Here is a 21,207-nt window from a genome sequence, read left to right on the forward strand (position 1 = left end):
CTGCCTCAGGGTTTTGGCCGTGGCAGCAACACCGCCTCGACCCGGCGGTTTGCCTCCCGCCCTTCGGCCGTGAGGTTCGATGCGACCGGCACCAGATAGCCGACACCGGCCACCTCAATCCGGGTTTCATCCACCCCGGACTTCTCCACAAGATGGGTCTTCACGGCCTCGGCCCGGCGCCGCGACAGGTCGGTATTGTCCTGCAACCCGCCAACCGTATCGGTGTGACCAACCACAACCACGGAATAGTCGGGAAATTCGGCTAGGAATTCGGCAAGTGCTTTCAGGCTTTCATAATTTCCCTGGCCCAGCGCCACATCTCCGGTCCCGAAATCAAGCCCCGGCAGGATCGCCCGGCCCTGCTCCAGCAATGCCTGCGCCAGATCGGTAGGGTCGGCATCTGGCAGGCTTTCGGTGCCTGCTCCGACAGCTTCTGCCGTCTCGGCCTGCTCTGCTGGAATGGATGGGGCCAGTTCCAGCGCCGCGGCTTCGGGCGGTGAGACCTCGATGATCTGAAGATAGGCCGAGGTGCCACTGCGCGAGGCCAGCAGAGTCACGGCGCTCTCCCCCTTCACGGCGGACAGGAAGTGATAATCGCCAATGCTGACGGCCATATCCGGGGCTGGAACCACCTCAATGCCGAATCGGAAATCAAAGCCGCCGCACTGGCGCGCCTCGCATTGAAAGAGCAGCTCGTATCCTGTCTCCAGCAACTGCTCCCGCAATGGCGCCAGAACCTGCAAAACGGTCGCCTCGCCCCGGATCCGATAGGTGCGGCGCAAAATCCGCCCTTCGATCGCGCGGGACGGCACCCCATCGGCGCCCACAGGGCCGGTTGGCAAGGCATAGGTGCCCAGTGGGGTTTCCCGCAGCGCCAGCGCCTGGGCGCCGACCGGTAAGGACATTTCAGCCTGGGCCAAAGGTGCCGAGACAAAAAGCGCGGCCCCGACAAACAGGGCCGCCGCCAATGATATGAAAAACCGCCCAATCACCGGTACTGGGCGTGGTAATCGTCGTTCGGGACCATAGCGGTGCCGCTGGCCACCCGGTTTGTCATGTTGAAGAAGGCTGCCACATTGGCAATGTCCCAGATGTCACGATCGCTGAAACCAACATCACGCAGGGCCTGCCGGTCGGCCTCTTCGACCTCGGCGCTGGCGCGGGTCAGTTGCAGGGCAAAATCAAGCATCGCCCGCTGGCGCGCATCCAGCGGCGCGACCCGGTAGTTCATCACCAGCATCTCGCCCAGCTTGGGATCACCCGACAGCTGACGCACCGCCGCGCCATGTGCCGCAAGGCAGTAGAAACAGCGGTTGTAGGAAGACACCACCACCGCGATCATCTCCCGCTCCAGCTTGCTCAGGTTGCTGTCGCCCAGCATCAGATCGTTATAAAGCGCGGTGAATGTGTTCAGCTTTTCGATGTCAAAGGCATGCGCCCGCAGCACATTGGGCACCATGCCCAGTTTGTCCTGACAGATATCGAAATACTTCTGCGTCGCAGGCGGCAGCGGATCCACCTGCGGCAGGTCAAGCGCTGTTGGGTTTTGCTGATCGGTCATGGTCTTCTTTCTCCTCCCTCAATGTTTGTGCCTGTAGTGGTACTGCCCCCTGCAGGTCATTCCAAGTGAGGCATAAAGACCATTTGCCCCGGCGTTCGCCTTGGTACAGACCAGCGCTAACTCGCGCGCGCCCTGTTCAGCCGCCCAAAAGGCCGCCTGCCGCACCATCCATGCGCCCATCCCCTTGCGCCGCTGATGCGGCAGGATTTCCAGCGCGTGCACCATGGCAACCTCATCGTGGATAGCCACGAACCCCGCCCCGGCGGGTTTGTCGTTGAACCGCCCAAGCAGTGCCGTCTTCGGCCCCGGTGCGCGCTCCATCACCGCCATACGCCCCGGCCCGATGCCACCCGCGATCCAGATCTCGCGCTGGATTTCCAGCGGCTCCCAAACGCAGAAGGTGGTGACCCGCGGGATCGGCACATCGGTCAGCTTTGCCGGTGGGCAGGTCCAGATATTGACCGGATCCTTGATCTCATACTCCAGCGCCGCCAACTGCGCATCCAGCACATCATCGCCATCGCGGATCATGAACAGGGGCTCCTGCCCCATGGCGCGCATGGCCTCTTCGGCAGCGGCAATCTGATCCTTGTTGACCGGACCATTGGTGGTGGCCGCCGATACCCGGCTGCCGCCACCCTGCCCTTCGCGCAGGGTGATTGGGCCAAGATCGCGTTTTGAGGCCGCTGGCCAGGTACCATCAACCACAGCGTAATACAGGGGATCGGTGCTCACAGGTCCAGCTCCCGTGCAAGGCGCGTGACCGCCACGTCGACGCGGGCGCCATCGGCGCCGCGCACAACCACATTGGCCCCAAAAGCCCCGTCCTTCTGAAACGGGTAGCAGCCGATCGACAGATCAGAGAAATCCGCTGCAAGCGCCGAAAGATTGCCTGCGATCTCGCCCTCGCCGCGCATCACGCGCAGGGTCTGTGACAACAGCGGGCTGCCACCGGTCAGGGTGGGCAGGACGCTGGCCACCATCGCCTCGAACACAGACGGGACCCCGGCCATCACATGCACGTTCTTGAGCGTAAAGCCCGGCGCCGCCGACACCGGATTGTCGATCAGCGCAGCGCCATCCGGGATGCGGGCCATGCGCAGGCGTGCTTCGTTCAGCTCGGTTCCCGATTTGTCGTAATGGGCCTGCAGGATCGCGCGGGCGTCATCCCGGACATCCAGATGCGCGCCAAATGCCTTGGCGATGCAATCGGCGGTGATGTCATCATGGGTTGGCCCGATACCGCCACTGGTGAAGACATGGTCATGGGTTTCTGACAGCGCGGTGACACCTGCGATAATCGCCACCTCGTCATCGCTGATCATGCGAACTTCGCGCAGGTCGATGCCGTGTTTGGTCAACTCTCCGGCCAGAAAATGCATGTTCGAATCGCGCGTGCGCCCCGACAGGATTTCGTCCCCGATAACCAGCATTGCAGCGGTTGGATTGCCCATGGCGCCTCTCCTCTTGATCCGGTGTTAAGGCAGGTATAGGCCCAAGAACATGCGCTTTGGAACCCCTCTGATCCCCGCCCGGCTGATCCGCCGCTACAAACGTTTCCTTGCCGACTGTCGGCTGGAGGATGGACGCGAGATCACTGCCCATTGCGCCAACCCCGGATCGATGATGGGGTTGGCTGAACCTGGGATGAAAATCTGGCTGGAGCCGAACGACGATCCGAAGAAGAAACTGAAATACGGCTGGCGCCTGGTCGATCACGAAAACGGCCATTTCACCGGCGTCGATACCTCGGTTCCAAACCGCGCATTGAAAGCCGCGCTGGAGGCCCGCGAGATTGCCGAGCTTGCCGCCTATGAAACCGTGCGGGCCGAGGTGAAATACGGCGAGAAGAGCCGCATCGATTTCCTACTGAGCCAGCCAGGTCTGCCCGATTGCTATGTCGAGGTGAAAAGCGTGACGCTGTCGCGTCAGCCAGGTCTGGCGGAGTTCCCCGACAGCGTTACCGCGCGTGGCACCAAACATCTGGGGGAGCTGGCCAATATGGTGGCCGAGGGGCACCGGGCGGTGATGCTCTACCTCGTGCAGCGCACCGATTGCGACCACTTCCAATTGGCGGCGGATATCGACCCGGCCTACGCCGCGGCCTTTGATGACGCGCAGGCAACCGGGGTCGAACGGCTGGTCTGCACCACGCGGATTTCGCCCGATGGCGTGTGGGTGGAGGCAGCCAAAAGGCTGCACTCCTGAGAAATTGCAAAGGGCTGGGCTCAGCCCATGACGTAAAAGCAGAGCTTGTTGCCGTCCGGATCGCGCACATAGGCACCATAGAAGAAGTCCGGCACACGCTCGCCCGGTTCGCCTTCATCGGTGGCGCCAAGGCTGATCGCCTTGTCATACATCACCTGCACGTTGTCCTTATCCCCGGCCGGGAAGGCCAGCATACCGCCGTTGCCGCTGGTGCAGACATCGCCGTTATGCGGGGTGCAGACGGCCAGCATCGGCGCCGTACGGTCCTTGCCGATAAAGGCGATGCGGCCTGCGTCCATCAGGACCTGGGCGCTTTCAGCCGCGAAGAGTTCAGTGTAGAAATTTTTGGCGTTCTCTATATCCGAGACACCAATCGTGACGTAGCCGATCATTATGTTTTCCTGTCGTTGATTTCAGATTCGGTCGCACGCTCTGGGAAAGCTGTGGCGTATTCAAATCACGAAACCGGCACCAGCAGGTCCGCCTCTGCCTGCCTGATATGCAGGGGATGCAGCGGCCTTGTAGTCACTGCACCGCCCCCTCTGGCCCTTTTGGCCAAGACCGCTTACATAGCAAGACAACAACACCCGAGGGAGCTCCGCCCGATGAGATCGAAAGACGGCCGCACCACCAAGGACGGCATCCGCATTCACGAACCCGCCGATTTTGCGGGCATGCACACGGCAGGCGCTCTGGCCGCACGCATTCTGGATGATATTGCCCCCCATGTCTTTCCCGGCCAGACCACTGGCGAAATTGACCGCATCATCACCCAGATGGTCGAGGATGCAGGCGCGAAATCCGCCACCATCGGCTACAAGGGCTACCAGCACGCCAGCTGCATTTCGGTGAACCACGTGGTCTGCCACGGCATTCCCGGCGACAAGAAGCTCAAGGACGGCGATATCCTCAACATCGATGTGACGGTGATCGTCGATGGCTGGTTTGGCGACACCAGCCGCATGTATGTGGCAGGCAAGCTGTCCCGCAAGGCCGAGCGGCTGATCCAGGTCACCCATGACGCCCTGATGAAGGGAATCGAAGCGGTGAAACCCGGAAACACCTTTGGCGATATCGGTCACACCATTCAGGCCTATGTCGAAGCCCAGCGCATGAGCGTGGTGCGCGATTTCTGCGGTCACGGTCTGGGACAGGTGTTTCACGCGCCGCCGAACGTGCTGCACTATGGCCGCCCGGGCACCGGTCCGGTTCTTGAGGAAGGCATGTTCTTCACCATCGAACCCATGGTGAACCTCGGCCGCGCCGAGACCAAGATCCTCGCCGATGAATGGACTGCCGTCACCCGCGACAAATCCCTGTCGGCGCAGTTTGAGCATTCGATCGGCGTTACCGCAGATGGGTTCGATATCTTCACCCTGTCGCCTGCGGGCAAGTTCCACCCGACCTACGGCTGATCAGGTCAGCCCAATCAGGGCTGGGACCTCCTGCATGCCGGTAAACACCTCTGCCCCCTGATCAGCCAGCGCCGCGCCCTGCCCGTGCGGCGCAAACCCAAGGCAGCGCATTCCGGCGCGGGCTGCGGCCTGCGCACCGGTCGCACTGTCCTCGATCACCAGACAGGAGCGCGCCTCTACCCCGAAATGGCTGGCCGCGGCCAGAAACAACCCCGGTTCAGGTTTCGCAACGCCCAGCGCATGGGCCGAGAACATCGCTTGCGGATGGAACCGCTCCCACAGCCCGTTCTGTCCGAGCGTGATGCGCATCTTCTCTTCGCTGCCGTTGGAGGCAACGCAAGTGGGAATGCTATGCTGATCGAGCCGCGCCAATAGATCCAGGATCCCCGGCACCAGCCCAACGCCTGCACGCAGCCGCGCATAGGTTTCGGCGTAGATTTCCTCGACCCAGTCCTGTGGCAGATCCGCGCCAAGCTTTCGCGCGTTGTCCATCACCCCCATCATGGTGCCGCCGACAAAATGCCCCATGGCCTCTGGCAGGGTCAGCGACAGGCCGTGGCGCGCCAAATTGTCCACCATGGCCTGATTGGACACGGTTTCGCTGTCCACCAGCACCCCGTCGCAGTCAAAGATCACCAATTGCGGCGTGGGAAATGTCTTGGGCATCTGAGGCTCCTTTAATGCAACCTGAACAAATACCGCTAAGCGCTACTGCCTGAACCGTCACATAGCAAATCTAACGCAGGCCGTTTCCTGCCCACCCCATTTCAACCTGAAACACTTCGCCACATCAGGGAGATATGGGTATCGCCGTATTTGCGGCTGTCCTGCGCCTCGTATCCCTCGGGCGGCTTCATCGGAGCATTTTCCTCCCACACGATCAGGGCGCCAGGCGCGATCCAGCCGCCAGCATCGGCTACGGCAAGCGCCTTTTGACCCAGATCCTTGCCATAGGGCGGATCGAGGAAGATCACGTCATAGGGGGCATCGGGGTTCTGCCCCAGCTTCAGGGCGCTGCGGCGGATCAGGGCCGTGCGATCCTCGGCCCGGCAAATACCGACATTCTTGCGGATCAGCCCCTGCGCCACGCGTCCGTCATCGACAAATGTGACCAAAGCAGCGCCGCGCGACAGCGCCTCAAGCCCCAGCGCGCCAGTTCCGGCAAAGAGATCCAGCACCCGGGCGCCGTCGATGGCACCGGTGTGCATCAGCACGTTGAACAGGCTTTCGCGCACCCGGTCGGTCGTCGGGCGCAGATGCGCACCCGCATCGCCCTTGCCCACGGCCGCCAGCGCGCGGCCGCGAAACTCACCTGCGATGATCCTCATGCCCGCAGCAGCGGTTTCAAGTCTGCTTCAGGATCGGCGACCACGGATTTGTCAGCCGTTTTACCCGCATCGATCAACCGTTTGCCGACCATATAGGCGCGCGGATCGTTCATCGCATCGACCGCCACCAGTTGATCACCTTTGTAATACCAGAAGGACACGCTTTGCCCCTCGCCCTGACGGGTGACCACGTTGTCATAGCCGCTGTTGAGGCCCGCGATCTGCAATTTCACATCATATTGGTCGGACCAGAACCAGGGCTGTGCCGCGTAATCCTTGCCTGCACCCAGCATGTTCTGCGCCACGATTTCGGACTGGTCGATGGCATTGGGCACGCTTTCCAGCCGGATACGTTCCCCCTTGTAGGGGAAAGAGGCGCAATCGCCCGCCGCCCAGATCGAAGGGTCCGAGGTCCGCCCCTGCGCATCGACCCGGATGCCGTTTTCAATCGTCAGCCCGGCCTGCTCGGCCAGAGTGGTCGCCGGGGCGATACCCACACCAACCACCACGAAATCCACGTCCAGCGTGCTACCATCGCCCAGCACCGCCCGGGCAACCTTCCCATCTTCGCCTTCCAGCCGCTCCAGCCCCGTGCCTTCGCGGATGTCGACACCGTGCCCCTTGTGCAGGGCGCGGAAATAATCGGAGGTCTCGGGCGCTGCCACCCGTTGCAGGATGCGATCTGCCATCTCGACCAGGGTCACCGACAAGCCACGCTTGGCGCAGACCGCTGCGGCCTCCAGCCCGATATAGCCACCACCCACGATCAGCACCCGCTTGCCTGTCGTCACATGCGGCGCCATGGCGTCCACATCGGACAAGCCACGGACAACGAATACCCCATCAAGATCGCCGCCGATGGCAGCCGGAAGGCGACGCGGATCGGAACCGGTGGTCAGAGCCAGTTGATCATAGGTGATCACCTCATCCCCAAGGCTGACCGTCTTTGCCGCCGGATCAATCCCTGTGACGGTGGCGCCCAGTTTCAGGGTGATGTCATTGTCGGCGTAAAAACTCTCGGGGCGCAGGAACAGGCGTTCTTTCTCCATCTCACCCAGCAGGTAGGCCTTGGACAGGGGTGGCCGCTGGTAAGGCAGCGCGGTTTCGGCTCCGATCAGGGTGATGTCACCGTCAAATCCATCTTTGCGCAATTTGGCCACAAGAGACGATCCCGCCTGCCCTGCTCCGATTACCACGATGTGGCTCATGTCCCCTCTTGCCTCCTGCGCATGTTCTGGTCACGGTCTGACCGGACCCTATATGGGGGACCATAGATAACGCAATCACGACAGAAGAGGAACGCGCGATGATTTCAGTCGGAGACACCCTGCCGGACGCCACCCTGGTGCAAATGGGGGCCGAAGGGCCCGAGCCGGTGCAGATGGCCGAGAGGGTCAAGGGCCGTAAGGTTGCCATCTTTGCCGTTCCGGGCGCCTTTACCCCGACCTGCCATTCCGCCCATGTGCCCAGCTTTATCCGCACCAAGGATCAGTTCGATGCCAAGGGCGTGGATGAGATCATCTGCATATCGGCAAACGATCCCTTCGTGATGAAGGCCTGGGGCGAAGCAACCGGCGCGGACAAAGCAGGTATCACCATGCTGGCCGACGCCCAAAGCGAATTTACCGATGCCATCGGCATGCGCTTTGATGCGCCGCCCGCCGGGCTGATCGGTCGCTCGCTGCGCTATGCGATGCTGGTCGAGGATGGCAAGGTGACGATCCTCAACCGCGAGGAAAACCCCGGCCAGTGCGAACTCTCTGCCGGTGAGGGCCTGCTCGACGCGATGGGCTGAGGCGGCGGCCTCTCCGCGGCACGGATGCGCCAGATCAGGATGGGGATGGCGCTCTTCGCCACCCCGAACTCCGGACCAACCCATCCGCAGAAAACCAATGCAGCCCGTTCATTTCGACCACTGGAACGGGCTGCATTTGTCAGATCGCGGCGCCTGATGGCGCGCCTCTGGAAATCGTTTCACCGGCCCGGCTTGCCCTGAAGCAGCCCGTGACCTTCGAACAAAACATTGTTTTTCAAGAATATATTTTTGTTAAACGTCCGCAAATTCCAAAGCGTCAGGTCCGCATTCCCTACCAAAAGTTCAACGCCTCGTTTGTCTGCGGCTCAGATTTGATGTTACGCTCATCAAGGAGGAGACAGATCAAAAATCACTTTCACCCCAGTGATCGATATGTGATGGGCGGTTTTTCAACCCCGCCGGGGTCGGCTGCGACACATGAGCCGCCGAAATTTTCAAACTGAGAGAAAGGACAACCGAGTGTTCAAGAAAATCATGGCGCCGGTGGACTTGGCGCATCAAGGGCATCTTGAGAAGGCCCTAAAGTGCACGTCAGATCTCGCAAAGCATTACGGGGCAGAAGTCGTGTTTGTTGGGGTGACCGCCTCTACGCCCAGCGCCACTGCGCATAATCCGGCCGAATATGCCGTCAAGCTCGATGAATTCGCCAAGGCACAAGCGGCAGAGCACGGGTTCACCGCATCGGCAGTGCCTGTGGTCAGCCACGATCCGACCACGGATGTCGACGATGCGCTGTTGAAAGCCACCAAGGACACGGGTGCAGACCTGGTAGTGATGGCCAGCCATCTGCCCAATGTGCTCGACTATATCTGGCCCTCGAATGGCGGAAAAATTGCCGAGCATGCGAAATGTTCGGTGTTTGTCGTGCGCGGCTGACCACAGAGCCGCGAACAGCATTTGTAAGATCTGATAAAGGGAGGCCTCCAAAATGGCCGACGAAACGACCAACCAGGGCATACCCGAGCCCGAAGGGACAGCAGAAATCATCGATACCGACTACACGATTGGTCAGGACAATATCGAAACGACAGTTGGACCGTTCGGGCTCGATGTTCACAACCCGGTTTTCCTGATTTCCGGGCTTTCCATCGTAGCCTTCGTTTTCTACGCGCTGGCCCTGCCAGAGCAATCCGCCGACATCTTCGGCAGCTTGCGCCCCTATCTGACCAGCACCTTTGACTGGTTCTTCCTGGGCGCTGCCAACATTTTTGTCCTGTTCTGCCTGTTGCTGATCGTGCTGCCCTTGGGCAAGGTGCGGCTTGGCGGTGCGGATGCGACACCGGATTACAGCTATATCGGCTGGTTCGCGATGCTGTTCGCCGCCGGCATGGGCATTGGCCTGATGTTTTATGGCGTCTCGGAACCGATGAGCCATTATTCGACCTCAATGGGTGGCATTGCCACTGGTGAGGATGGCGCGCGGACCGATTGGGCACCGCTGGGGGCAGCCGCCGGGGATCAGGCGGCTTCGGTCCGCCTGGGCATGGCAGCAACGATCTTCCACTGGGGGCTGCACCCCTGGGCGATCTACGCGGTTGTCGCACTGGCACTGGCGCTGTTTTCCTACAACAAGGGGTTGCCACTCACCATTCGCTCGGCTTTCTACCCGATCCTGGGCGAACGTGTCTGGGGCTGGCCGGGGCACACCATCGACGTGCTGGCGGTTTTCGCCACCCTGTTTGGCCTTGCAACCTCGCTTGGTTTTGGCGCGACACAGGCGAATGCAGGTCTGAATGAGCTGTTCGGCATCCCCGTGGGATCGACGACCGAGGTTGTTTTGATCACCGGCATTACGGCAATCGCACTGATCTCGGTGATCCGCGGCCTCGACGGCGGGGTGAAAGTGCTGTCCGAAATCAACATGGGGCTTGCGGCCCTGCTTTTGCTGTTCGTGTTGATCGCCGGACCCACGATCGCGATCCTGACCGGCTTCGTGGACAGCCTTGCTGCCTACATCCAGTATCTGCCCGCATTGTCCAACCCCATTGGCCGCGAAGACACCAACTTCAGCCAAGGCTGGACCGCCTTCTACTGGGCCTGGTGGATCAGCTGGTCGCCCTTTGTCGGCATGTTCATCGCCCGCGTCAGCCGTGGCCGCACCGTGCGCGAGTTCATCATTTGCGTGCTGCTGATCCCCTCGATGGTCTGCGTTCTGTGGATGAGCGTCTTTGGCGGCACAGCCATCCAGCAGGTCATTCAGGATGGCGTCACCACCGTGACCGAAGCGCCGCTTGAGCTGAAACTGTTCAAGATGCTGGCCGAACTGCCGCTGGCCTCGATCACAAGCTTCCTTGGGATCATCCTGGTGGTTGTGTTCTTCGTCACCTCTTCGGACTCCGGTTCGCTGGTGATCGATACCATCACCGCAGGCGGCAAGGTCGATGCGCCGGTCCCGCAGCGTGTGTTCTGGTGCGTCTTCGAGGGCGCCGTGGCGATTGCGCTGCTCATCGGCGGCGGACTGGCTTCGCTGCAGGCGATGGTCATCTCGACAGGCCTGCCATTTACCGTGGTGCTGCTTCTGATGTGCTGGGCGATCTGGCGCGGTCTGATCGCTGAAACCCGGGCGTAGACAACGCCCACATGTGAAAGAAAGGAAAGGGAGCCCGTATCAGGGCTCCCTTTTGCGTTGCCGTCTCGTTTGCCCTGCGGGCCTGTCATCAGACAGTCAGCGCAGAGTGTCCTGCCCCTGACGCATAGTCCTGCCGCTGTGAATCACGCCGCTCGGCTGCGACGCAGCCTCTTGGCATCGACCTTGAGATGGTAAGCCTGACAGGTTTCCCCTTCGATTTCGAAGCGCAATCCGGCCGGAGTAATGTTGATCCCCGCCTGACGCGTCAGCAAAGCAGCCGAAACAGAGGTCAGGCAAAGGAATGCATCAATGTTCCAGTCCTTGGCCAGCCGGGCAAAGCTCACCCCCAACTGTCCGCGCACACGCATGCGTTCGCGGCTGCTGAGCGTATCATCGACGAAGACCCTACTGACCTCCCAGATCTTCGGGTCCTGTGGCGCGGGCGCATCCAGAATGTCCGCAGGAAGATCCGGCAACAGGCCCAGTTGCGCATCGCGCAACATATAGCTAGCGCTGCCGCATTTTGCGGTGGTGGGCGTCACCCGGAAACCGCCATGGATCGTCATGCCATCATGAATCGCACAATAGATGCTCTCCGGGGTATCATACTGATCAAACTCAAGCCCGCGCACGTTGGGCAGGTCCCAGCCGCGCGCCTCGATAAAATGATGATAACGCGCGCGCAGGAGCTCGGTGAACAAAGCACCGGTCTCTCCTAAGTTGTCGAACGATATTTCTGTCGACTGCATCGGGCTGTCCCGCCGCCTTTTTCCATAGTCTCAATGTGACGCTGAAAACTTTCAGCAAATTTGAATCAACTTTCACAAGAAATCGTAAATTTTAAATTAACCGTGATGAGGGTTACCCCTCTCATCACGCACAACTTTTAGGCAAGTGCGCGTTATACGCGCCTTTTCTCTAAAGGCCGCTCAAGGATGGGCGCAGTTCCGCCGAAGCCGAGGTAACAAACCGGCACAGGTCCGACCGGACAGATCTGTTTCAGAGAATATGAAAGCGCCGTCGGACGCGGGCAGACTTTACCAGCAGGCCTGTATACCGTGGCGGAACGATCAGGCAGCAGGCACGCTCAGTACCGGAACCAGATCATTCCCCATTACATTGTTCAGGATCGGAGCCTCTGACCAACGCCCGGCGCGCCATGGCCAGCGGGGCGCCATCAGGCGGCGCGGATGAACCGTTCGGTTGCAACCCTTCGGATTTCAGATAGCAGCACGGACTTCTTGACCGGTTTTGCCAGATACCCAGCCGCCCCTAGCTTGAGGAACAATTCCTGGTCCTCTGGCGCAGCGTTGGCCGTCAGCATGATCACCGGCGTATTGCCGATCCTACCCCCACGGCGTGCCAGCTCCGCCAGGGTTTCGCGCCCGTCCATCACCGGCATCTTCATGTCGAGCAGCACAAGATCCACCGATTGTTTCTCAAGACAGGCCAGAGCTTCGACACCATTCCCTGCCTCGACAATCTCAACATCGCTGTTTTTCAAGAAGGCACGCACCACCACCCGGTTCGACGCGGTATCATCCACCAGCAAGATCGAGCGAACACCAAGATCGCTTCGGTCTTCAGCCGGAGTTTGCGGCGAAAGGGCCTCGATCTCCGAATTCTCAAGAACCCTGACCGGGCATGTAAAGGTGAAACAGCTTCCGCGGCCAGGGCTGCTCCTGACTGTGATTTCACCCTCCATCATATGCGCAAAACGCCGTGCAATCGATAGACCAAGACCCGTGCCCGGCACGCTGAGGGCGTTCTTGTCCTCTGCCCGGTAGAACTCCGTGAACAGCTGTGCGGTCTGATCCGGCGTCATGCCGCGTCCGGTATCCGACACCTCAACGGTGAGAACCGTCTGACCATCGACCTGTTCGCCGCGCGCCCCGACCAGCACCTGACCCGTCTCGGTGTATTTGACCGCATTGGACACCAAGTTTCCGATAATCTGGCGGACACGCAGCGCGTCGAATTCCGCATAGGCAGGCACGTTGTCTTCGATATCGACGATCAGTTGCAGCCCCTTTTCATCGGCGGGCGCCCGGAACATTTCAACCGCGCTGGAGATTTCGGACCTTGGCTCCGCATTTGTCAGGTTCAGCTCAAACTGTCCGGATTCGATTTTCGCGTGATCCAGAACATCGTCCAGAATACCGGTCAGCGCCTGGGCAGACTTACGCAGCAGATGGGTGCGTTCACGCAGCGTCTGCCGGTCGGTGCGTTCATCCTCGATCAGTTCGGACATGGCGCAAATGGCATTGAGAGGGGTGCGGATCTCATGGCTCATCGCCGCAAGGAACCGGCTCTTGGCACGGCTTCCGGCCTCTGCTTCGCGCAAGGCCTCGCGCAGGCGGCCGGTCAGCCGGTGCTGCACCCACATGGCATGCAGCATATAGGCCGACCCCAGAACCACCACGATGGTTGCGATCACAATCTCCACCGGGCTTGCGAAATTATAGAGGAAGCTACCAATCATATAGCCAAACACGCAGAGGATTGGCACCGCCGTCAGAATGCCAAAGAACATCCAGGCAGAGCGCGCCACCACACTGTGATTGAGCGCGATGATCAACAGCATTGAGCCCATCAGCTTGGGAAAGGGTTCTGACTGAAGAAACAGAAGCAGCGGGATCGCATTGAAGACCCAGACGCCAGCAAAGGCAGATCCGGCAAACAGAAGGACCGAACCGATTGTGACCTCTTTACTCAGCCTCTTGTAGACGTAGACACCGATGATCTCGATCAGCCCATAGACCAGATATATGGTAGCCACCACTGGGATTGGCACGAAGAAAAGGGACAGGAGCGAGACAAGCGTAATCGACGCGAAACGGGATGGCAGATCCGCGCGGACGAGATCGTTCTGGGTAGCTATGGCGCTTTTGACGTCTGGCGGCAAAGCAAACATACGCATCCTCCTTCCATTGCCCGTTCCCTCGTTCCTTGTGATGGCTAACGGACGCCGAAGGTCTTCAATCGCCCATCGGACCACGGGCAACTGAAAAACTCTACGTTGAGATTACGGCCAAATGATGACCAATGTTCAAAATAACTCGCGCATACGGCGAATTATCGCCTATTTGCAGCCAATCAATGCAATCTCAGGCTGCGCACCCCGACGCCAAGCGATGTTCCAAAGCCTCCCTCGCATCCTTTTCCGGGAAAATTGTGACCGGAACCTCTCGCTTCGGATGTAGGGTGCTGGGTGTTGAGCATTGGACTCGAAACGTGTGCCGAGAGGTCACTCTATGGGCCATAAGTCCCTCTTTTGCCCCGCTATCTGTCACGCGGCGCTCCTGTCGTTAGGTACGATGAGAAGTGTGACGGTCAATTCGGAAACCCGGGTGTTTGGACCGGTCGCCGACCAGGAAAGCCGCAACTGCATCCTTGCTGGCTGTCAGGGCCGACCCGCCAATTCCGCAGCCAGAAAATCGTTGAAAGCCATCACCTTAGCATCCGCGCTTAGGCGTGACGCGGCGAGCGTGTAGACCGTGCGTTCTGGCAGGTGCCAGTCTGGCAGAACCCGGACAATCCGGCCCGTCGCCTCAAGCGGGGCTGACAGGAAATTCGGCAAGCTGCCAATCCCCATATCGGCCTTGATCATGTCACGCAGGACAATGCTGCTGCCAAGCCGCAGCTGGGGCGAAATCGGCACCGTAACCCGCCTTTGCGGCCCATTAAATTCCCAAGTCAGCGGAGTTTCAGCAAGGCTATAGGACAGTGTTCTGTGTCTTTTCAGATCCTCCGGAGCCTCAGGCTGGCCGCAATCTGCAAGATATTCGGGGCTGGCGAAAACACCCTGGTGCACGGGCATAATTTTGCGCGCGATCAACCCCGAATCCGGCAGACTTGCACGGATGCGGATCGCCACATCAAAGCCGCCCTGAACCAGATCCAGCACGTTGTCGTCAAACACAAGCGACAGCTGCACGTCAGGATAGCGACTGGCGAACCGGGGCAACAAATCCGCCAGAACCGTCGTGCCAAAGGAATGCGGCGCATTGATCCGCAACTCGCCCCGCATCACCTGCGCCCCAGACCGCACCTGCTGCTCGGCCAGATCAACGGCCTGCAGGATGCGGTCGGCCTGCTCGTAATATAGCCGACCGTGTTCGGTCAGGGACATGCTGCGGGTGGTGCGCGTGATCAGCCTGCAGCCGAGGCTTTCTTCCAGCAGCTTCAGATCGCGGCTGAGCAAGCTGGACGACACGCCCAGATCCTCAGCCGCGCGCGCCATGCTGCCACGGTCGACAATGCGGCAGAAGGCCCGCATGACACCAAACTTGTCCATGGCTCTCTCCGTTGCTTCCCAGAAATAAAACACGATGCGCTTGCTCTGCAAAGCGCTTTGCCCGCGTGCCGCTCCGGGCGTAGCCTGCTCAGAGATGTTCCACTTGCCGCGCGACAACGCGCAGATGCGACCGCAACTCATCGACAGAACCAGTCAGCAACCGCGTGCCCGTTGCAGCGATGATCAGGGTCGGCACGGCCTGCACGCCGTTCACCCGGGCAAAATGCCGATCAGCGTCGACCTGCCGGGCCACCGCCGGATCCTCCATGCGGCACTTGAACTGATCCGGGGTCAGACCCAGTTCCTGCGCCAGATCCACCAGCACCTTCGGGTCGGCGATATTGCGGGCTTCGCTCAGATGAGCCAGCTGGATCCGGTCGAACATCTCCCAGTGCAGCGCCTGACCACCAAAAGTTTCCGCCGCCTTGCACGCGAGCGCCGCGTTCATGCCATGGGGATAATCGAAACGGGCCGCCCGCATCGCGTTGATATTGATGTGTTCCGGCTGATCGCTGGCCGCACGGCAATGGCGCCAATGATCCAGAATGGTACTCCGCGCCGCCTCAGGGCTGCCCCAACGCTGTGCCATTTCCTGGCGGCTGGCCTGCAGCACGAAGGTCCGGTGACGAATGTCGAGGTTGATTTCCTGTGCTACCGTGCGCAGGCGGGATGAAAGATTGAAACACCAAGCGCACACCGTGTCGTGGAAGAATTCGATCTTGATCGGTCTACTCATTTGAACATCCCCCCGATGTGCCAATCAGCGGCGCCCGGACGAATCTGCGACAGCGCGCGGTTGCGGTTCGATTGGGGGAGTAAAATGGCAGGGGAGAAGCGAACATCGCGGGCCTCGCTGACGGTTTCAAAGGGAAGGCAAGACAATCCGCAGATCCCGCCGGAAGATTAACCGGGAAATTCGAAAGACAATCTCTCATCAGCTTCAAGAATGCCCACAGGTCTCCCCATCAGGCAGGAAGCGCACCCCAGTTGCCAAAAGGTCTTGCCGTTCAGGAATTGGTATCCGCAGCCTTTGTCGCAATTGGTTGCGCCCCGGCCCAGGTTCCATCAGCAATCAATTCTGCGGAAACGGTTGTCAGGATTTCACTGACAGCCGATGCCGCGCGGGTCAGCGGCCGCGCGGTAGTGTGGGCTAGGTAAGTCCGGCGCCAAAGACCCGGCGCGTCGAACGGGCTTACCGACAAGCGCCCGGCGGCAGCCTCCTGCGCCACCGCGTGGAACGGCAACACCGAACACCCATAGCCCTGCTCAACCAACCGTTTGATATTGCTGTAACTGTCGACTTCGATATCGGGCGCGACCAAGATGCCTTTCGCGCGCAGCTTTTCCTCCAGCATGGCGCGCAGCCCATGCGCGCCGCTAGGCAGGATCAGCGGAATATCCGCAAGGTGGTCAAGCGGGGTCGGCCTTGCCCCGGCGTGCTCAGGCGGGGCCAGCATCACCAGCTCTTCATCCAGCAGCGGTTCTGACCGCACCCCGGCTTCCCGCAATTCAGCATATAGAACCGCCAGATCGACACCGCCATCCAGCAGCCATTCGCGGACAAAGCCGCTCATCGCTTCGGCGATGACGATCTTAATCTTCGGATAGCGCGCGCGGCACCGCGCGATCAGCGGCACCGACAGAATACCGCTGATGGTCCCCGGCAGCCCCAGACGTACCGTTCCTGTCGGCTCCCGGCCCAGACTGCGCAGATCTTCTTCGGTGCGCTCCAGATCCATCAGAAGCGTTCGGGCGCGACGGGCAAGTAGTTCTCCGGCCTCTGTTGCGGTAACCCCCTGTGGCGCGCGCAGCAACAACGGCGTTCCAAGGGCTTCTTCCATATTGCGCACATGCAGGGACAAGGCAGGTTGCGCCACATTCACCCGCTGCGCTGCCCGAGTAAAAGAACCCTCTTCGACGATAGCCAGAAAGTATCGCAGCTGTCTCAGATCCACGATCCGCGCCCCATATACAGAAACGTTATACCTATAAGCACTAATAGATATTTGATGTATGCAGGGCAAGCCGGGCATATCCAGAGCAATGGCGAAGACTTCGCAAGGCTCAAACCGGAGACCCCAAATGTACCAGCAGCAGACCGACGAATTTCAGGATATCCGCGATGCGGTGCGCGCGCTATGCGCCGAGTTCCCGGATGAATATCACCGCAAAGTCGACGAGGCCCGCGCTTACCCCGAAGAGTTTGTCGATGCCCTGACCCGTGCCGGCTGGATGGCGGCGCTCATCCCCGAAGAATACGGCGGATCCGGCCTTGGCCTGACCGAAGCGGCGATTATCATGGAAGAGATCAACCGCGCCGGCGGCAATTCGGGCGCCTGCCACGGGCAGATGTATAATATGAACACCCTTGTGCGGCATGGGTCCGAGGATCAGAAGCGCCGCATCCTGCCAAAACTGGCCAGCGGCGAATTGCGTCTGCAATCCATGGGCGTCACCGAACCCACCACCGGCACCGACACGACGCAGCTGAAGACCACCGCGGTCAAGAAAGGCGACAAATACGTTGTGAACGGCCAGAAGGTCTGGATCAGCCGGGTCCAGCATTCGGATCTGATGATCCTGCTTGCCCGCACCACGCCGCTGTCCGAGGTAAAGAAGAAATCCGAAGGCCTGTCCATCTTCCTTGTCGACATCAAGGAAGCGATGCAGTCGGGCATGACCGTCCGGCCGATCCCCAACATGGTCAACCACGAAACCAACGAGCTGTTCTTCGACAATCTGGAAATCCCCGAGGAGAACCTGATCGGCGAAGAAGGCAAGGGCTTCAAATACATCCTGACCGGGCTCAATGCCGAACGCACGCTGATCGCCGCCGAATGCATCGGGGACGGCTACTGGTTCACCGACCGTGTGACGCAATACGTCTCTGAACGTACGGTCTTTGGCCGCCCAATCGGCCAGAACCAGGGCGTGCAATTCCCCATTGCCGAAGCCTATGTCGAAATCGAAGCTGCCAACCTGATGCGGCAGAAGGCATGTCGGCTTTATGATGAAGGCCAGCCCTGTGGCGCCGAAGCGAACATGGCGAAATACCTCGCCGCCAAGGCCAGCTGGGAGGCCGCGAACGCCTGCCTGCAATTCCACGGTGGTTTCGGCTTTGCCTGCGAATACGATGTCGAGCGTAAATTCCGCGAAACCCGCCTGTATCAGGTGGCGCCGATTTCGACCAATCTCATCCTCAGCTACGTGGCAGAACACGTGCTGGGCCTGCCGAGGTCGTTCTGATGAGCCGCCCGTTGGAAGGATTGAAGGTGGTGGCCATCGAACAGGCCGTAGCCGCCCCCTTCTGCACTGCGCGCCTTGCGGATGCGGGCGCCGAGGTGATCAAGATCGAACGCCCCGAGGGAGATTTCGCCCGTGGTTATGACGATGTCGCAAAGGGCCAATCGAGCTATTTTGTCTGGCTCAACCGCGGCAAGACCTCGGTAACGCTGAATCTGGCCGCGCCCGAGGGCAAGGCGGTACTGGAGCGGTTGCTGAGCGATGCCGATGTGCTGATCCAGAACCTCAAGACAGGCGCGCTGGAGCGGCTGGGATTTGGCCCTGATCGGCTGGCCGAGAACTTCCCGCGTCTTATCACCTGTTCGATCAGCGGCTATGGGGAAGCTGGACCGATGGCAGAGCGCAAGGCCTACGATCTGCTGATCCAGGCGGAATCCGGACTGTGCTCGATCACCGGCGGGCCATCAGATCCCTCCCGTGTCGGCATTTCCATCGTCGATATTGCCACCGGGGCAACCGCCTATTCCGCCGTTCTCGAAGCGGTCTTGCGGCGTTACAAGACCGGAAAGGGCGCACGGATATCGCTGTCGATGTTCGACGTCATGGCTGATTGGCTGACCGTGCCGCTGCTGAACCACGAAGGCGGCAAACCACCCAAGCGGATCGGGATGGCGCATCCGTCAATCGCGCCCTACGGGGTCTTCACAGCCGGCGACGGCGCGCAGATTCTGCTCTCGATCCAAAGCGACCGGGAATGGAAGAAACTCTGCATCGATTTTCTCGATCAGCCCGATCTGGCCGATGATCCCCGCTTTGCCACCAATGTGGCGCGGGTGGCGAACCGGGATCAGACCGACGCCCTTGTCGCCCGGGGATTCGCCCGCAGAACTGGCGCCGAGGCCATCGAGGCCCTGCGCGTGGCGGATGTCGCCCTCGCTTCGGTCAACGACATGGAAGGCCTCTCAAACCACCCGCACCTGCGCCGTATCTCGGTCGAGACGCCGAACGGCGTAGTGTCCTACCCGGCGCCCGCCCCGATCTGGCATGGCGAGACGCCGCATTATGGTCCGGTGCCCGCACTCCGACCACAGGAGACCTGAAATGAATATCGATCTTGACCACCTGCGCAGTTGGATTGGCCACGAGGAAACCCGCTCCGAAGTGCTGATGCCGACCCTTGTGGAACGCTTCAACGCCACCTTTGACCGCGACGGACCGCTTGATGAAGGCGCCGAAGCCCCCCCTATGATCCACCTCTGCCTGTGTCAGCCGGTGGCCCCATCGGCAACCCTGGGGCTCGACGGGCATCCGGCACGCGGCGGCTTTCTGCCACCCGTGCCCCTGCCCCGGCGCATGTGGGCGGGCGGAGAGATGACATTTCACGCGCCGCTGTGCATCGGCGATACTGTCACCCGCAGTTCAGTGATCGAAGATGTTGCTTTGAAGACAGGCCGCAGCGGAGACCTGTGCTTTGTAACCGTGCGCCATCATTTCAACAGCGATAGCGGCGATCTGATCACGGAACGACAGGATATCGTCTATCGCGGCGCCCCCACCGGCACAACCAAGCCGCCCTCCCCCGCTGCGACGGCCCCGGCAGCACCCCACAATCGCGACATCGCCACCACGCCGACATTGCTGTTCCGTTATTCGGCGCTGACCTTCAACGGCCATCGCATCCATTACGACCGCCCCTATTGCCAGGAGGACGAAGGCTATCCCGGGCTGGTAGTACACGGCCCGATGCAGGCAACCCTGCTGGCACAATTCGCCGCCGACCTGCGCGGCGCCGCGCCCGCCCGCTTCAGCTTCCGCAGCCTGTCGCCTGTCTACGACACGCAAGGGCTTGGCCTGCGCGCCGCCGAGGCTGAGGCTGGGATCAGACTGTGGACCGCCGCGCCCGGTGGCCCTGTCGCGATGGAGGCACAGGCGCAATGGTGATGTCCGACGCAATCCGCGCCCCGTTGTTCGTTCCGGCTGACCGGCCGGACATTTTCGCCAAGGCATCCCGGTCCGGAACCGACGCGATCATACTCGATCTCGAAGATGCGGTATCACGCGACAACAAGGAGGCCGCCCGTGCCGCTCTGACATGCGATTTCACCGAGCTGCCCGTCATTGTACGCATCAATCCCCCCCGCACCCCCTGGCACGCGGCCGATCTCGCAGCCGTCGCATCCTTGCCGGTGGCTGGTCTCATGCTGCCCAAATCCGAAGATCCCGCCTTGATTACCGATCTGGCCGAAACGCTCGGCCCTGATGTGGCGCTGCTGGCCCTGATCGAAAGCGCCGCAGGGCTGGCGGCGGCCCGCGACATCGCGGCGGTGCCCGGCGTGACACATCTGGTGTTCGGCTCGATCGACTTCTGCGCCGACATCGGTGCTGCACATCAGCGCGAGGTGCTGCTGCCCGCCCGCAGCGAGTTGGTTCTTGCCGCCCGTCTGGCCGGGATCTGCGCACCCATTGACGGGGTCACTGCGCAGCTGGACGATCTGACCGAAACCCAGGCGGATGCCGCCCATGCGCGCGCCCTCGGCATGTCTGGTAAACTCTGCATCCATCCGCGGCAGGTCGGTGAGGTCCAGCGCGCCTTTGCCCCCTCCGCGATTGAAATCCACTGGGCAAAACGGGTCCTTGCCTCTGGCGACGGCGCGACGACCGTCGATGGCGCCATGGTCGATGAACCCGTCCGCCTGCGCGCGCGAGCCATTCTTGGGGCGCTCGCAACTGCCTGATCCCACCCCTCCGCCCAAAGCGAAAGGAAGTCTGA

The 21,207-nt window shown here is 60.8% G+C and carries 23 protein-coding genes; 10 read left to right on the forward strand and 13 right to left on the reverse strand.

What is annotated here, in order from left to right; all coding sequences use genetic code 11:
* Positions 1-5 precede the first annotated feature (5 nt).
* From JL2886_RS07105 to JL2886_RS07120, 4 genes are all read right to left on the reverse strand, one after another.
* Positions 6-905, reverse strand: coding sequence for an OmpA family protein (locus tag JL2886_RS07105; RefSeq protein WP_065273582.1), 900 nt, complete (start codon positions 903-905; stop codon positions 6-8).
* Between the two features lie 83 nt (positions 906-988).
* Positions 989-1,561 (reverse strand): peroxidase-related enzyme, encoded by a 573-nt coding sequence (locus tag JL2886_RS07110; protein ID WP_065271372.1) that lies wholly within the window; start codon positions 1,559-1,561, stop codon positions 989-991.
* Between the two features lie 18 nt (positions 1,562-1,579).
* Entirely contained in the window at positions 1,580-2,296 is a 717-nt protein-coding gene (locus tag JL2886_RS07115; RefSeq protein WP_065271373.1) for a GNAT family N-acetyltransferase, read from the reverse strand.
* A complete protein-coding gene (locus tag JL2886_RS07120) occupies positions 2,293-3,015 on the reverse strand; it encodes a competence/damage-inducible protein A (RefSeq protein ID WP_065271374.1) in 723 nt (240 codons plus the stop codon). Before JL2886_RS07120 ends, JL2886_RS07115 begins: the two co-directional genes overlap by 4 nt.
* Positions 3,016-3,064: 49 nt before the next feature.
* On the opposite strand from JL2886_RS07120, the gene sfsA reads away from it, so the two are divergent.
* Entirely contained in the window at positions 3,065-3,769 is a 705-nt protein-coding gene (gene sfsA, locus JL2886_RS07125; RefSeq protein WP_065271375.1) for a DNA/RNA nuclease SfsA, read from the forward strand.
* Between the two features lie 20 nt (positions 3,770-3,789).
* Here sfsA and JL2886_RS07130 read toward each other — a convergent pair whose 3' ends face one another.
* Positions 3,790-4,161 carry a VOC family protein gene (locus JL2886_RS07130; protein WP_065271376.1) on the reverse strand — a complete coding sequence of 124 codons (372 nt, stop codon included), beginning with the start codon at positions 4,159-4,161 and terminating at the stop codon, positions 3,790-3,792.
* A 213-nt stretch (positions 4,162-4,374) separates the two neighbouring features.
* On the opposite strand from JL2886_RS07130, the gene map reads away from it, so the two are divergent.
* Entirely contained in the window at positions 4,375-5,184 is an 810-nt protein-coding gene (gene map, locus JL2886_RS07135) for a type I methionyl aminopeptidase (protein ID WP_065271377.1), read from the forward strand.
* Here the strand turns inward: map and JL2886_RS07140 are convergent, their stop codons facing one another.
* From JL2886_RS07140 to JL2886_RS07150, 3 genes are all read right to left on the reverse strand, one after another.
* The gene (locus JL2886_RS07140; RefSeq protein WP_065271378.1) at positions 5,185-5,850 is read right to left on the reverse strand and encodes an HAD family hydrolase; all 666 of its coding nucleotides are present in this window, start codon (positions 5,848-5,850) and stop codon (positions 5,185-5,187) included.
* A gap of 101 nt (positions 5,851-5,951) precedes the next feature.
* Positions 5,952-6,512: a 16S rRNA (guanine(966)-N(2))-methyltransferase RsmD gene (gene rsmD, locus JL2886_RS07145; protein WP_065271379.1), complete on the reverse strand. Its 561-nt coding sequence runs from the start codon at positions 6,510-6,512 to the stop codon at positions 5,952-5,954.
* Positions 6,509-7,720: an NAD(P)/FAD-dependent oxidoreductase gene (locus tag JL2886_RS07150; protein WP_065271380.1), complete on the reverse strand. Its 1,212-nt coding sequence runs from the start codon at positions 7,718-7,720 to the stop codon at positions 6,509-6,511. Before JL2886_RS07150 ends, rsmD begins: the two co-directional genes overlap by 4 nt.
* Before the next feature lie 98 nt (positions 7,721-7,818).
* Here JL2886_RS07150 and JL2886_RS07155 point away from each other — a divergent pair, with 98 nt between their 5' ends.
* The 4 genes from JL2886_RS07155 to JL2886_RS07165 all read left to right on the forward strand — a co-directional run bounded on the left by JL2886_RS07155 (position 7,819) and on the right by JL2886_RS07165 (position 10,897).
* A complete protein-coding gene (locus JL2886_RS07155) occupies positions 7,819-8,307 on the forward strand; it encodes a peroxiredoxin (RefSeq protein ID WP_065271381.1) in 489 nt (162 codons plus the stop codon).
* 209 nt (positions 8,308-8,516) lie between these two features.
* Positions 8,517-8,771 (forward strand): hypothetical protein, encoded by a 255-nt coding sequence (locus JL2886_RS19420; RefSeq protein ID WP_133245361.1) that lies wholly within the window; start codon positions 8,517-8,519, stop codon positions 8,769-8,771.
* 16 nt (positions 8,772-8,787) lie between these two features.
* Entirely contained in the window at positions 8,788-9,204 is a 417-nt protein-coding gene (locus tag JL2886_RS07160; protein WP_065271382.1) for a universal stress protein, read from the forward strand.
* Positions 9,205-9,256: 52 nt separating this feature from the next.
* Positions 9,257-10,897, forward strand: a complete 1,641-nt coding sequence (locus JL2886_RS07165) for a BCCT family transporter (protein WP_065271383.1) — start codon at positions 9,257-9,259, stop codon at positions 10,895-10,897.
* Between the two features lie 143 nt (positions 10,898-11,040).
* Here JL2886_RS07165 and JL2886_RS07170 read toward each other — a convergent pair whose 3' ends face one another.
* From JL2886_RS07170 to JL2886_RS07190, 5 genes are all read right to left on the reverse strand, one after another.
* Positions 11,041-11,646, reverse strand: a complete 606-nt coding sequence (locus tag JL2886_RS07170) for an acyl-homoserine-lactone synthase (RefSeq protein WP_065271384.1) — start codon at positions 11,644-11,646, stop codon at positions 11,041-11,043.
* Positions 11,647-12,074: 428 nt separating this feature from the next.
* Entirely contained in the window at positions 12,075-13,811 is a 1,737-nt protein-coding gene (locus tag JL2886_RS07175; protein ID WP_065273583.1) for an ATP-binding protein, read from the reverse strand.
* Between the two features lie 489 nt (positions 13,812-14,300).
* Entirely contained in the window at positions 14,301-15,194 is an 894-nt protein-coding gene (locus JL2886_RS07180) for a LysR family transcriptional regulator (protein WP_065271385.1), read from the reverse strand.
* Positions 15,195-15,282: 88 nt separating this feature from the next.
* The gene (locus JL2886_RS07185; RefSeq protein ID WP_065271386.1) at positions 15,283-15,930 is read right to left on the reverse strand and encodes a DsbA family oxidoreductase; all 648 of its coding nucleotides are present in this window, start codon (positions 15,928-15,930) and stop codon (positions 15,283-15,285) included.
* Between the two features lie 271 nt (positions 15,931-16,201).
* A complete protein-coding gene (locus tag JL2886_RS07190; protein WP_065271387.1) occupies positions 16,202-17,149 on the reverse strand; it encodes a LysR family transcriptional regulator in 948 nt (315 codons plus the stop codon).
* Positions 17,150-17,276: 127 nt separating this feature from the next.
* On the opposite strand from JL2886_RS07190, the gene JL2886_RS07195 reads away from it, so the two are divergent.
* Genes JL2886_RS07195 through JL2886_RS07210 form a run of 4 tightly spaced genes read left to right on the forward strand, consistent with a single transcriptional unit; the run spans position 17,277 to position 21,172 of the window.
* A complete protein-coding gene (locus JL2886_RS07195; RefSeq protein ID WP_065271388.1) occupies positions 17,277-18,440 on the forward strand; it encodes an acyl-CoA dehydrogenase family protein in 1,164 nt (387 codons plus the stop codon).
* Entirely contained in the window at positions 18,440-19,537 is a 1,098-nt protein-coding gene (locus JL2886_RS07200) for a CaiB/BaiF CoA transferase family protein (protein WP_065271389.1), read from the forward strand. The genes JL2886_RS07195 and JL2886_RS07200 overlap by 1 nt, the downstream gene beginning before the upstream one ends.
* Before the next feature lies 1 nt (position 19,538).
* Positions 19,539-20,378 (forward strand): FAS1-like dehydratase domain-containing protein, encoded by an 840-nt coding sequence (locus JL2886_RS07205; protein ID WP_065271390.1) that lies wholly within the window; start codon positions 19,539-19,541, stop codon positions 20,376-20,378.
* Entirely contained in the window at positions 20,378-21,172 is a 795-nt protein-coding gene (locus JL2886_RS07210; RefSeq protein WP_237028437.1) for an HpcH/HpaI aldolase/citrate lyase family protein, read from the forward strand. The genes JL2886_RS07205 and JL2886_RS07210 overlap by 1 nt, the downstream gene beginning before the upstream one ends.
* Positions 21,173-21,207 lie beyond the last annotated feature (35 nt).

It is taken from the genome of Phaeobacter gallaeciensis (genome assembly GCF_001678945.1).
In the GTDB taxonomy this organism is placed as follows: Bacteria; Pseudomonadota; Alphaproteobacteria; order Rhodobacterales; family Rhodobacteraceae; genus Phycobacter; species Phycobacter gallaeciensis_A.

Excerpts from the sequence above, each read along its gene's own strand:
- JL2886_RS07150 (WP_065271380.1), bottom strand. The coding sequence starts at position 7,720 with ATGAGCCACATCGTGGTAATCGGAGCAGGGCAGGCGGGATCGTCTCTT.
- JL2886_RS07175 (WP_065273583.1), bottom strand. The coding sequence starts at position 13,811 with ATGTTTGCTTTGCCGCCAGACGTCAAAAGCGCCATAGCTACCCAGAAC.
- JL2886_RS07105 (WP_065273582.1), bottom strand. The coding sequence starts at position 905 with ATGTCCTTACCGGTCGGCGCCCAGGCGCTGGCGCTGCGGGAAACCCCA.
- JL2886_RS07130 (WP_065271376.1), bottom strand. The coding sequence starts at position 4,161 with ATGATCGGCTACGTCACGATTGGTGTCTCGGATATAGAGAACGCCAAA.
- JL2886_RS07185 (WP_065271386.1), bottom strand. The coding sequence starts at position 15,930 with ATGAGTAGACCGATCAAGATCGAATTCTTCCACGACACGGTGTGCGCT.
- JL2886_RS07170 (WP_065271384.1), bottom strand. The coding sequence starts at position 11,646 with ATGCAGTCGACAGAAATATCGTTCGACAACTTAGGAGAGACCGGTGCT.
- JL2886_RS07110 (WP_065271372.1), bottom strand. The coding sequence starts at position 1,561 with ATGACCGATCAGCAAAACCCAACAGCGCTTGACCTGCCGCAGGTGGAT.
- JL2886_RS07155 (WP_065271381.1), top strand. The coding sequence starts at position 7,819 with ATGATTTCAGTCGGAGACACCCTGCCGGACGCCACCCTGGTGCAAATG.
- rsmD (WP_065271379.1), bottom strand. The coding sequence starts at position 6,512 with ATGAGGATCATCGCAGGTGAGTTTCGCGGCCGCGCGCTGGCGGCCGTG.
- JL2886_RS07205 (WP_065271390.1), top strand. The coding sequence starts at position 19,539 with ATGAATATCGATCTTGACCACCTGCGCAGTTGGATTGGCCACGAGGAA.
- JL2886_RS07165 (WP_065271383.1), top strand. The coding sequence starts at position 9,257 with ATGGCCGACGAAACGACCAACCAGGGCATACCCGAGCCCGAAGGGACA.
- JL2886_RS07180 (WP_065271385.1), bottom strand. The coding sequence starts at position 15,194 with ATGGACAAGTTTGGTGTCATGCGGGCCTTCTGCCGCATTGTCGACCGT.
- map (WP_065271377.1), top strand. The coding sequence starts at position 4,375 with ATGAGATCGAAAGACGGCCGCACCACCAAGGACGGCATCCGCATTCAC.
- JL2886_RS07200 (WP_065271389.1), top strand. The coding sequence starts at position 18,440 with ATGAGCCGCCCGTTGGAAGGATTGAAGGTGGTGGCCATCGAACAGGCC.
- JL2886_RS07210 (WP_237028437.1), top strand. The coding sequence starts at position 20,378 with ATGTCCGACGCAATCCGCGCCCCGTTGTTCGTTCCGGCTGACCGGCCG.
- sfsA (WP_065271375.1), top strand. The coding sequence starts at position 3,065 with ATGCGCTTTGGAACCCCTCTGATCCCCGCCCGGCTGATCCGCCGCTAC.
- JL2886_RS07120 (WP_065271374.1), bottom strand. The coding sequence starts at position 3,015 with ATGGGCAATCCAACCGCTGCAATGCTGGTTATCGGGGACGAAATCCTG.
- JL2886_RS07140 (WP_065271378.1), bottom strand. The coding sequence starts at position 5,850 with ATGCCCAAGACATTTCCCACGCCGCAATTGGTGATCTTTGACTGCGAC.
- JL2886_RS07195 (WP_065271388.1), top strand. The coding sequence starts at position 17,277 with ATGTACCAGCAGCAGACCGACGAATTTCAGGATATCCGCGATGCGGTG.